The organism is Nostoc sp. DedQUE09, assembly GCF_034530915.1.
GTDB lineage: Bacteria > Cyanobacteriota > Cyanobacteriia > Cyanobacteriales > Nostocaceae > Nostoc.
In genome coordinates, this window is sequence record NZ_JAVRCE010000048.1 from 46,575 (window position 1) to 57,653 (window position 11,079).

General features: G+C 40.5%; 12 protein-coding genes. 5 read left to right on the forward strand and 7 right to left on the reverse strand.

Going from position 1 to position 11,079, the window contains the following annotated elements:
- Positions 1 to 307 precede the first annotated feature (307 nt).
- The 3 genes from RMY27_RS25100 to RMY27_RS25110 all read right to left on the reverse strand — a co-directional run bounded on the left by RMY27_RS25100 (position 308) and on the right by RMY27_RS25110 (position 2,584).
- Entirely contained in the window at positions 308 to 658 is a 351-nt protein-coding gene (locus RMY27_RS25100) for a hypothetical protein (RefSeq protein ID WP_322667591.1), read from the reverse strand.
- A 600-nt stretch (positions 659 to 1,258) separates the two neighbouring features.
- Positions 1,259 to 1,810 (reverse strand): DUF2231 domain-containing protein, encoded by a 552-nt coding sequence (locus RMY27_RS25105; protein ID WP_322667592.1) that lies wholly within the window; start codon positions 1,808 to 1,810, stop codon positions 1,259 to 1,261.
- Between the two features lie 33 nt (positions 1,811 to 1,843).
- Entirely contained in the window at positions 1,844 to 2,584 is a 741-nt protein-coding gene (locus RMY27_RS25110; protein ID WP_322667593.1) for a DUF2993 domain-containing protein, read from the reverse strand.
- A 243-nt stretch (positions 2,585 to 2,827) separates the two neighbouring features.
- Here RMY27_RS25110 and RMY27_RS25115 point away from each other — a divergent pair, with 243 nt between their 5' ends.
- The 4 genes from RMY27_RS25115 (at position 2,828) to RMY27_RS25130 (ending at position 5,975) form a co-directional block, all read left to right on the forward strand.
- Positions 2,828 to 3,394: an HD domain-containing protein gene (locus RMY27_RS25115; protein ID WP_322667594.1), complete on the forward strand. Its 567-nt coding sequence runs from the start codon at positions 2,828 to 2,830 to the stop codon at positions 3,392 to 3,394.
- Positions 3,395 to 3,578: 184 nt separating this feature from the next.
- On the forward strand, positions 3,579 to 4,115 hold the full coding sequence (locus RMY27_RS25120; RefSeq protein ID WP_322667595.1) for a hypothetical protein: 537 nt from the start codon (positions 3,579 to 3,581) through the stop codon (positions 4,113 to 4,115).
- Positions 4,116 to 4,157: 42 nt separating this feature from the next.
- Complete coding sequence (locus RMY27_RS25125; protein WP_322667603.1) at positions 4,158 to 4,994, forward strand: protein-glutamate O-methyltransferase CheR; 837 nt, start codon at positions 4,158 to 4,160, stop codon at positions 4,992 to 4,994.
- Between the two features lie 201 nt (positions 4,995 to 5,195).
- The gene (locus RMY27_RS25130; RefSeq protein ID WP_322667596.1) at positions 5,196 to 5,975 is read left to right on the forward strand and encodes a hypothetical protein; all 780 of its coding nucleotides are present in this window, start codon (positions 5,196 to 5,198) and stop codon (positions 5,973 to 5,975) included.
- Positions 5,976 to 6,304: 329 nt separating this feature from the next.
- On the opposite strand, the gene truB is transcribed toward RMY27_RS25130, so the two are convergent.
- Positions 6,305 to 7,189: a tRNA pseudouridine(55) synthase TruB gene (gene truB / locus RMY27_RS25135; RefSeq protein ID WP_322667597.1), complete on the reverse strand. Its 885-nt coding sequence runs from the start codon at positions 7,187 to 7,189 to the stop codon at positions 6,305 to 6,307.
- Between the two features lie 440 nt (positions 7,190 to 7,629).
- On the opposite strand from truB, the gene RMY27_RS25140 reads away from it, so the two are divergent.
- Positions 7,630 to 8,136, forward strand: coding sequence for a hypothetical protein (locus tag RMY27_RS25140; RefSeq protein WP_322667598.1), 507 nt, complete (start codon positions 7,630 to 7,632; stop codon positions 8,134 to 8,136).
- Positions 8,137 to 8,165: 29 nt separating this feature from the next.
- Here the strand turns inward: RMY27_RS25140 and RMY27_RS25145 are convergent, their stop codons facing one another.
- From RMY27_RS25145 to RMY27_RS25155, 3 genes are all read right to left on the reverse strand, one after another.
- Positions 8,166 to 9,941, reverse strand: a complete 1,776-nt coding sequence (locus RMY27_RS25145; protein WP_322667599.1) for an ATP-binding protein — start codon at positions 9,939 to 9,941, stop codon at positions 8,166 to 8,168.
- A 278-nt stretch (positions 9,942 to 10,219) separates the two neighbouring features.
- Positions 10,220 to 10,693: a response regulator gene (locus RMY27_RS25150; RefSeq protein ID WP_322667600.1), complete on the reverse strand. Its 474-nt coding sequence runs from the start codon at positions 10,691 to 10,693 to the stop codon at positions 10,220 to 10,222.
- Positions 10,694 to 10,745: 52 nt separating this feature from the next.
- Positions 10,746 to 11,079 (reverse strand): ATP-binding protein (locus RMY27_RS25155; protein ID WP_322667601.1); only part of this gene is annotated, 334 nt, incomplete at its 5' end.

Sequence of the window (11,079 nt, forward strand, 5' to 3'; positions counted from 1 at the left end):
CGCTAGATGCTCCACTTGGGGAGACCCCAGACGCTCGCAGGCTCGCTAACGCTGCGCTATCGCCCTTGGCGTCTCCCCTTGGGAGAAGACCGCACTGGCTCCCCTTAATCCCCTCCTCGCAGGTGGGGTGGGGATTAAGGGTTTAATAAATAATCTAAGCGGACATGATATAAAAACTAATTATCTGCCTTATCCGAAATCCTTAGTAGGCAAAATTTATCTAGCCGGAAGCTTCGCGTACCACTTCATAGAAGCAAGCTACGCGTAGCCTCTCTGTTAGGAGAAGGGTATTATGCCTACGTCATTTTCACTCATATCTGTAATAGCGTCGTCGGATAATCTGGTATCGTCCGAAGGGATCCCGTCGTTCGATAATCTGGCGTCGTCCGAAGCCCTGCTGTCGTAGGATAATCTGGCGTTGTCCAAAGCCCTGCCCTCGTCGGATTCTCTGGTATCGTCCGAAGCCGTCCCCTCGTCGGATTCTCTGGTATCGTCCGAAGCCCTGCCCTCGTCTATAGTATCGTCTTGACCGCCGTTGAGCAATCAAAACCTCCCCGGTTTTATTTCCAACCAGGTTAGTATCTGGTGCAACGCTTTGTTCATTCAAAGCATTACTTAGAGAAATATCTTTCGCTTCAGCTAATGAGGGCGGAGACATAAAGGCAAATAGCAACACTGCTATTGAGGATAGTTTCCTAAAACCTTTCATGTTTTTGCTTCTCTAAACTTTCGGTAATAACTTTATTAAAACACTTAAAGTTTGAAAATTACCGCTCGCGCACTTTTTTAAACTTAATTTAGTATAAAATTCAATATTGCTAATTTCACCCCTTTGTATAATTTTAGTTTTTATAAGCCTATGTATATAAATAGCTTGTATTTAACAGGATGTAATTTTTTTCACCGCATAGATAAAGTATACAGTTATTAATTAAACAAGCTAAATTTTTGATTGCGAGATTGGTTCAAAACCCTTGCTGGGCAAGGGAAATATCCTCCCAACTTTTGATTTATAAAAACCTTGTATCGGACTTATCTCTATTGCACAAGATGTATCAAAACTGTATCAAATACAAACTATAACTGCTAAATATTCTTAGTGGAAGCTATAAATAATAATCTGTCACTGGATTTCTAGCTTCAGGCAACTATCTTGTTAAGTGCTGCGTTTTCCTATCTTCTGCCTTACTTCCTGTCTGATTATTGAGTTTCGACTACGCTCAACTGCTGCGTAGTCGAAACACTGCCTACACATCCTTTAAGGATATCTTCTGCTACCTCCACCCACTACACCAATTTTGTGGCGATAGGAGAGTTCAGCGCCGAACCAACCAGAAGCACTGGTTAGCGTACCGACAACAAGCGAGATTAACAGTCCCCAAGGTACGATTCGGGATTCAGCATCACCCAAGCGTAGGAGAAAGTTAACGAGTGATAAAACTAGTATAGAAACGTTAAGTATTAGATGTGTCCAACCGGCGGCGCGCTTGCGGACTCGTTCAATTTTCAAAAAGTCGCTCAGACCGATCGCTGCTGCGATTAAGCCTCCAGCTAATCCTAGTCCGATTAACCATAGCGAAGCCCTAGCCCAAAAGAAATCGCCAGTTAACCAGTAACCAATGTCACTACCCAAAGCGGCGGCTAAAAAGGCTATAGGAAAGATTACGCTTAAGGGGTGTAGGGGATGTCCAGCGATCGCAACTGTACTGGGTACACCAGTATCACGATACTCACTATCGTTACTTTCAATAAGTGGTGGAATATTAGGGAAAGGTGTTGAACCTGTTTGTGTTGTTTCTGTAGTTTCCATTATTAGTATCCTGAATTTATGAACGTTACACTTTTAAGCTGAAGGAATTTTTTCCACATACGCTTCAGCCTGTAAGATTAGTTTACCTACTTCTACTTTTAGTTGGTTGACTTGTAGACTCATACCATCTAAATCAAAGTTACTTAAATTCAAAATTTCGCTAGTTTGATCGATCAAAGCTTTTGTCAACTCTGGCGATATTTCCTCACTTTCGCCATACTCGACATTTTCCAAAGTAACACTTTTTCCATTACTGCTAATTCTGGGGACTGCGGAAAAAGCAACTTGCTGATTTTCCCCAGTTTCTACTAATTTTATGCTGGCATTTAATGCTACTTTCTCATTACCCGGTAATTGAAAATCTACATTTTGAGGTTCAATAGTCCTCAGTTGCCCGTTAATATGTATTTTTTGACTTTGCAGTTGTGAACGCACATATTCGGAATTGAAGGCACGATTAATATCAGCTTCAGTTAACACAACCTGTGCATGAGCTTTAGTCGGTTTAGTTAATTCAATTTTGCCAAAAGCCACACTTAGAGGATTAATGGCAACGCTAGTCATTTGCATTTCCAATTCCTCCATGCGGAGGTCTTTCTGCATAACCAAACCTTCTCCTGCAATCTTGACCTGATCCACCTCTCCCTGAACTAGTTTCAGCGGGTCTGTCTTGATGTCTACATCTAAATTTTCTACTTCATCTAATTGACTAGATAATCCTATTTCTGCCGCTTTATTGAGCGCTTGCTCTCCTAATCCAGGATTGTCTGGCATTATGCAAATTAACTCCTAGTTTAAAGCACATCCTTGAGTAAATTTAATAAACTAACAGCAGAGTTTTATCTATCTGGCGATGGAATATAGATTTAAATGTTGTCTATCTAATTTCAAATTTCAATTTCCCTTCTGTACCCCTTTCATCCTTTATTACCTCTGCACTTGAAGCGATATGTTATAAAATTGACATAAACCCAATATTTCGGTTGAGTTCTTCTGACTGCTGGAATTTTTTATACAATGCTCTCAGAACGTTTTACCGCAGCCCTTACCTACGCCACCCAACTACACGCTAACCAAGTTCGTAAAGGTTCAGGCGTCCCTTATGTTGCCCATTTATTAGGTGTCGCCAGTATTGCTTTAGAATACGGGGCAAATGAAGATGAAGCGATCGCAGCTCTGTTACACGATGCGATCGAAGACCAAGGTGGCGCTGCAACACGAGAAGAAATTCGCCGTCGCTTTGGTGACAAGGTAACGGCAATTGTAGATGGTTGTACTGACGCTGATACAACTCCAAAACCCCCTTGGCGACAGCGCAAGGAAGCATACATTGCTCATATTCCTACTGCTTCCCCATCAGTCCTGCTTGTGTCATTAGCGGATAAACTTTATAACGCCCAATCTATTCTCAAAGATTATCGGATTTTGGGCGAATCACTTTGGGAACGTTTTCATGGGCGTAAAGAAGGTACTCTTTGGTATTACCGGGCGCTTGTAGATGCCTTTAAAAAGACTGAAACTACTGTAATAATTGAGGAATTAGAACGGGTAATTTCCCAAATTGAGGTGTTAGCATCTAAATAAAAATTTTATTTATCCATAAGTAGAGAAAAAATTATAAGAATTTAGACAAATAGCTTTTTTACAGACACGATCTAGTCATGTCTCTCACGAATAAATTTTGGCTTTTAGGTTCTCTCTCTAGATAAAAAATCTTTCTCTCGGTAGATAGGTGTACGGAAATTATTATGGCTGCTATGTTACCAATATGACGATAGTAAGAAAAAATACCCTAAATCCAACTGTAAATCCTTCTGTAAGCCCTCCAGAAAACTTGGCAGAAAAGTATATGGAAGCAGAACGTATGCATGATGTTCTGATTTTACTGCAAAACTTGGTTAACAGTGAAGAAGCCACTGTGAAACTAATTCTGGATTGTCTTTATGATGTTGGTTCAGTCAATCTGATCAATCAAAAGCTTCGCCTCAAACCCTTAAACAGGGTAATGAAATTAATTGCCAGAATGTCGAAACCAGTTTTTAAAACCTTAGCTTTAAATTGGTTTAAAAAGAACTGTCCCCAACTGATTACTAATTGGCTGCACACACAAGTCTCGTTTGAAAATACCCAAAAGACACCCGAACAAGTAGCTATTGAAGTTGTACAACTAGAACCATATTCCATACCACAAAGAGAAAGTCTGAGCCAAGAGATTAAAAATCTGCGTTATCAGGTGAGATGGCTAGCTGGAATCTCAATAATTGCGATCGCTGTTTTAATAGTAAGAGCCACTTGGTTAAACTGAAATCTATAAATGATAAATGATAATTTATGAATTATGAGTATTATGCCTCTGCCCAAACCGATTTTAGAGGATATAGAAATACACCTGCTATTAGAGGGTGTGTATCAGTACTACGGTTATGACTTTCGCAATTATGCTCTTTCCTCACTGAAGCGTCGTATTCAGGGCTTCATGCAATTAGAAGGGTTAGCAAATGTTTCTGCATTACAAGAGCGATTACTCCACAACCGCCCCTATTTAGAAAGATTTTTGCTTGCTCTGACGGTGAATGTAACATCCATGTTTCGCGATCCCAGCTTTTATAATACTTTCAGAAATCAGGTTATTCCCTTCTTACAAACCTATCCGTTTATTCGCATCTGGCACGCTGGATGTTCAACTGGTGAAGAAGTTTATTCAATGGCAATTTTACTGCAAGAAGAAGGACTTTATCACCGTTGCCGCATATATGCCACTGATACGAATGAGAAGGTATTACAAAATGCCAAAAGTGGGATTTTCTCGCTGAAAATGATGCAGGAATATACTCAGCTTTATCTAAGAGCAGGCGGCAAGAAGTCTTTCTCAGAATATTATACAGCAGCTTATGACAATGCTATTTTTCGCTCATCCCTAAGAGAAAATGTTGTTTTTGCCCAGCATAATTTAGCCACTGATAGTTCTTTTAATGAGTTTAATGTGATTCTTTGCCGTAATGTCCTCATATATTTTAATCAGGCACTCCAAAGGCGAGTACACGAACTGTTTTATAATAGCCTTTGTACTTTTGGCATCTTGGGTTTAGGAAGACAAGAATCTATCAGATTCACCTCTTATGAGCCTTACTATGAAGAGTTAGTCAAGGGCGAGAAAATATATAGAAAAATAGCAGGTATGTGAAAAGAATGCTTTGAATGGATAATTGAATTATGAATTATGAATTATCCTAAAATAGCTAATGCCCAATATCCCAAAAATTATGAATGAAATTGCGCTCGTTGTCAAAAGACAGTCTGTCAAACATTTTTTATTGTGTTAAGAAGATAGATTTAGCGAGCGTTTAAGGTAAATTACACATTAAAGTCTTAAAGGAGATTGTCGATGCAACTTCTCGAATGTCCTCCGGTTGCAGTCATTGCTGGAGAAAATGCGGTTCATGTTTCTCAACTACCTTCTATATGGCAAGACATTGCTAGAGGAACCACGAGTGTCGGACTTTCCCAGGCCCAAAGCTATGTTGAGATGGCACAGCTATTTTTGTATAAATTAGAACGTGGTGATGTTGATTTATTTAGCGATCGCCCCCAATTAGCTCACCTAATACCATCATTTTCCCAGTTATTTGCACAACTAGCATGGGAAACCTTAGAGTTTTTTGGGCAAGACTTTCTCAAACACAGCTATCCGAACTTTGCAGAAATTCTTCGTGATGTGGAGTCAAAAGGAATCGATTACGCTGATGAATTAAAAGTGGCTCGCATCGGCATAGATTTATTCAATGAATTTGGTTATGAACTACCAGCAAGTTTTTATCACGTGCATTTAGCACCAATTTACCGCGATCATGTTTTTGAAGAACGTGCCTTACGATTCGATCAGCGCGATATTGAACATAAACGTGCTTGGGATGCCATACTGCATGCGGGTAAGGTATTTGCTATTCAAATGAAGGTGCAAAGTATTGCTTCTAAATACGGTTTTACTTATCAGCATGGCTGCGGTTGCAACTCTCATCTATCTTCCATTGATGTATCTCGTGGGGCGTTTGAATATGAATTGAGTCCCGATAAGCGTCAGCGATGGATTCGGAGTTTCATCTGGACTGCTTGGTATGAGTATGCCTTCTTTGCGATCGTACCAAATACGAGTTATTTGGTTTAACAAGAAAGAATTCAGGAGTTAGGAGTCAGAATTCAGAATTGAATTGTGTGCGACTATTGTCTCGTTCCCAGTCTCCGACTGGGAATGCTGTCCTAGAGGCTCCGCCTCCCTTGCTGGCGGCAGAGCCACCAGGAGCAGCATTTCCAGCCTAGAGGCTGGAAACGAGATTTAAAAAGGCTTTCAGCTTCAGTTGACTCCAATGCGAGTCAGCGTACCCTTGCAGCAAATAAACCAAGCTATACGGTGCGTCTTATAGAGAACATCTTGATTCTTACCGGAGGCAGAATGTCTCCGGCTCCACTTCTGAATTCTGACTTCTGAATTCTTCTTCAAGAAATCGGTTCAAAAACCATTTGAGGAATTAACACTTCATCTTGTAATTGTCCAACACCTAAAAAACGAGTCTCTTCTTGATAAACTCGCACTATCCCAGTAACCTCAGAATTTAGAGAAACCCGTTGACCTTGACACCATTTTTGAGCAGATGTTGCTGGTAAAGTCACAGATAACAAATGTTGTAACGCTGCATCAGAGGCAAGAGGTTGAAATGTCCCGCCTTGCAATTTAGCTTCTAAGTCGGTAAAAGTGAGACTATCTGTTAAATCGAAACCACTGCTTTCGGTACGGATCAAAGCCGCCAGAGTGCCACCAGTTTCTAAGATTGCACCTAAGTCACGAGCGATCGCTCTAATATATGTACCAGATCCACAGGCGATCGCCACATCCAATTCGGGAAAATCTCCTTCTCTCCAGTCCAAAATTTCTATGTGAAAAATTTCCACTGTTCGCACTGGAACTTCCACCATTTTCCCTTGGCGTGCTAAGTCGTAGAGACGTTTCCCGTCCACTTGAATTGCACTATAATTCGGGGGGATTTGCTCAATCTTGCCTTCAAATTGTGCCAGTGCAGTTTCCACCTCTGCTAAACTCAATCCACCACAAGCTTGAGAACTAATGATTTCACCTTCTAAATCATCAGTTGTAGTCCGCATACCCAGACGAATCGTAGCCTTGTAAGCTTTGTTTTCTGGCAGATATTGCAATAATCTTGTGGCTTTACCAAGTGCGATCGGTAAGACCCCTGTTGCTGCTGGATCTAAGGTTCCCGCATGTCCTACACGTTTGAGGCGCAACAATTTTCGCACCCGCGCTACGCAGTCGTGGGAAGTCCAGTCAAATGGTTTGTTTAAGTTGAGAAAACCTTGAAATAACACAAAATCAATACTTACAGTTTCTAAACTCTATTAAATACTTATTTAATGCTCAAAGCATTAATATTTAGCAATTAAAGTTTATCGAAACAGAATTCAGGAGTCATGAGTCAGAATGAATTCTGATCGAAAAAGCAGATAGCGAGTCGTAGAGAGCGTCTTGATTCTGAATTCTGAATTCTGCATTTTTCTTCAATTAAGCATTATTTTATAAGTATCAAGACATTCTCTAAGTATTTTACAGAAAAGTATCCAAAAATGCAGATAACGCCGAGTATTTTCCGCAAATATCGCGATGTCATTTCTAAGTTCCAAGATATAAAACTGTAATAATCAAGAAATCTCATGAAAAACTTCATGAAATTTTTGATTGACAATCAAAAATTTTACCTGTAGCGCTTTGAGCAAAACAACTATCAATAGTTTTTACGAACATAAATCAAATGAAAAAATCAATCTTCACTACTACATTGCTTTTTTGCTCTATGTTGATTGTGAGTTGTAGTAACTCTGGCAATAGTGCTTCTCAAGAAAATAAAGTTAATCCAGTAAATACTGCAACAGCTACCCAAGCTAATTCTGAATCTATTTCTGTAAATCAAGTAAAACTAGATAATAGCAAAAAAACTATTAAGTCAGCATCAACTGAAAAAATATCTCCTAAAAAGAATCAATCTAAGGAAATTAAAAACGATAATCCAAGTTCTGGTACTATCAAAGATATGCAAAACGGAGACTTAAAATGCTACGTTACTATTGTCGATGAAAATGGTAAAGTACATGAAAGTGTCGGTGCAACCTTTGATGTTTGCGAACCAGAGAAATACGTTAACAAAAAAGTAAAAATGCTTTATTCTTTAGAGAACGTCAATGATTGCCAAAGTTCTGAGCCTTGCGGTAAAACAATCAAAGAATGGTTGATTAGCAAGATAGAAATTCAAGAGCAATAATTACAATATGCTTTTTAAAATTATCTAAATCAAGTGGATGATGGGGATAGTTGACCAGTTGGGCATATCTTCGGTAAGCTAACTGTAACTTTAGTTCCTTGCCCCACTTCACTTGACAAAGTAATATTGCCACTATGTAACTCGACACAAGCTTTAGCGATCGCTAGCCCTAAGCCTGTACCAGGAATTGTGTCAACGTTACTTCCACGACTAAAGGATTGAAACAAATTTTCTTGATCTGCCATCGGGATACCAATTCCTCCATCTTTGATGTAAAAGCTGACTTCTGATTCTTTGCCGATCAGGTGGAATTCTACACTGCCTCCATCTGGAGAGTACTTAATTGCATTGGACATTAAGTTAATAAAAATTTGTTGCAAAAGTCCGCGATCGCCCCAAAATCCATGATGATTACCAGTAATTTTAAAAATCAATTCGTGGCGATCGCCTACTGTTTCTCGCTCTTGTTCTAAAAGGTCAGAAAAAAATTGTAGTAAATCGACTGAGATTGGTTGAAACTTGGGTTTTTCCAGTTCAAGTTGGTTAACCAGAAGCATATTATCCACGAGTTTGGACATATACCTTGCTTTCTGTTCAATGATTCCTAAAAATCTCTGTTGTTTAGACTCATCTAATTGCTGGCTATGTTTTACCAAAGTTGATGCCGCAGCCAGAATTGAAGTTAGCGGCGTTCGATACTCATGGGAAACCGTTGTAATTATTTGGGATTTAAATACATTGAGTTGCTTTTCTTTGGCAAGGGCTGCTTGAGTTTGGGCTAACAATTCCGCCTGTTGAATAGCGATCGCTAATTGCACTGATACTTCATTGAGCATTTCTGCATCATCAGTTTGCCACTGTCGCTCCCCGGAATTATGGTGAGCAATCAATAAACCCCAAAGCTTGGGTGTTGGGTTCCCATTGTTGCTCAGATTAATCGGAACTACCAGATTTGCCTTAGTATTAAATTGCTCTTTTAGATTGACACAATTACACAAGCCAAGCTCATAGATATAAGGGATTGGGGATTGAGAATTGGGCACAAGAGGCAGAGGGGCACAAGGGCGCAGGGGCATAGGAGAAAAACCTACTGCAACTTCCTCCCTGCTCCTCTGCTCCTCTGCTCCTCTGCTCCCCTGCTCCCCTGCTTCCCTACTCCTCTGCTCCCCAGTTCTAGCCCCGACGCGATCGCACAATGCCACAGTGCTGTATGACTCAACTGATGAGGCGACTATTTTACCATCTGTATCTGGGGCAAACTGATAAACCATCACGCGATCGCACTTTAGAAGTTGTTGTACTTCGGCTACAGCCGTATTCAAAATTTGCTCTAGGTTAAGAGACTGGCGAATTCGTAAAGCAGTTGTGGCAATTAGGCGTTGTCTCTCTTGAGTTTTGATCAGCTGGGCTTGCAAGTACGATTGCTTAATGGCGTTGCGGACTGCTAGTTGCAGCACATCTTGTGTAAGATGTTGCTTAACTAAATAATCCAAAGCACCCCGTTTCATTACCTGCACAGCGATTTCTTCATCGCCGCGCCCTGTCAACATAATCACGGGGATAGAAGTCTTAAATATCTCCTGCTGGATGCGATCAAAAAGTTCTAACCCACTCATATCAGGTAGGCAAAAATCTAGCAAAATGACATCGCAACGTACTTTTTGGCACAAAGCAAGTCCTTCTTCTGCACAGTCTGCCTCCAAAATCTGGTAGGACTGGTGCGGATCTTTCAAAAGATATCGACGATAGATTTTCCGATCTGCGGCACAATCATCGATGATAAGTAGCGTCCATGTGTCCAACATAAGGTTATGAGGATCAGGGAGCCATATAGATCCCTTTTATCCAGATTGTGTTTTCTTGCATAATTCTAAAAATAATATAAAATAAGTGTAAATAAAATCTAAATTCTTTAGTAATCCTAAAGAAATACCAAATAGTCAAAAACAGGAAATGGGGAAAAGGAATCTAACAGAGACAAACAGACACAGTGACCCAAAGAGGAAAATGTCTCTGTGTCCTCTGAGCCGTCTCCTTTATTATCGTTTTTCCCCTACTGCTACATCAACAAACAATAAACAACTTAATCCAACACAGGCGGCGTATTGGCTTCAAGCCAGTAATCCACAAATGCCTGGATCGTCTTTTTTAGTTCCTGAGCATCCATCGGTTTTACCAGATATCCATTTGCGCCCTTTTGGTAGCACAATTCAATATCCTTGGGGTTAGATGATGTGGTAAAAACAACGATGGGGATTCCCTTGAAACTCTTATCTTGCTTGAGCCGATCTAAAATGTCACGCCCATCAATACCTGGCAAATTCAGATCGAGCAAGATTACAGAGGGTCGTAATACTACTTTAGGGTTAGGTGGGTCTTCGCCCTTCGTGTAGGCATTGTTCCCCAGTTGATAGAGGAACTCTAAAACCTCATCCCCATTAGTACAACGGTGTATGGGGTTCTGGACGGACATACGCCGCATCAGACGTTGCAGCATCCGAAAATCTTCATTGCTGTCCTCAACAACGAGCAGCGGTTCATGAAGTTTTTTTGTCATTCGTAGTCTTAAAAGAGCTTAACAAAAATATATATTTAGTCATTATCTTAAACTATTCCAACGTAAAATAAAAAATTGAGCCAACGCCTACAGTAGATTTCACCCAAATTTTACCGTTATGAAGCTCAACAATCTTCTTAACAATAGCTAGTCCAGCACCGGCTCCTCCACCGTATTTTTCCTGGGAATGGAGCCGCTTAAATAATCTAAAGATAGTTTCTAGGTGATGCTGTGGAATTCCAATGCCGTTATCTCGAATATAAAATATTGGGCGTGGGGCATGGGGCACAAGAGGCAGAGGGGCAGAGGGGCAGAGCGGCAGAGGGGAAACTACTGCAACTTCTCCCCTGCTCCCCTGCTCCCCTGCTCCCCTGCTCCCCTGCTCC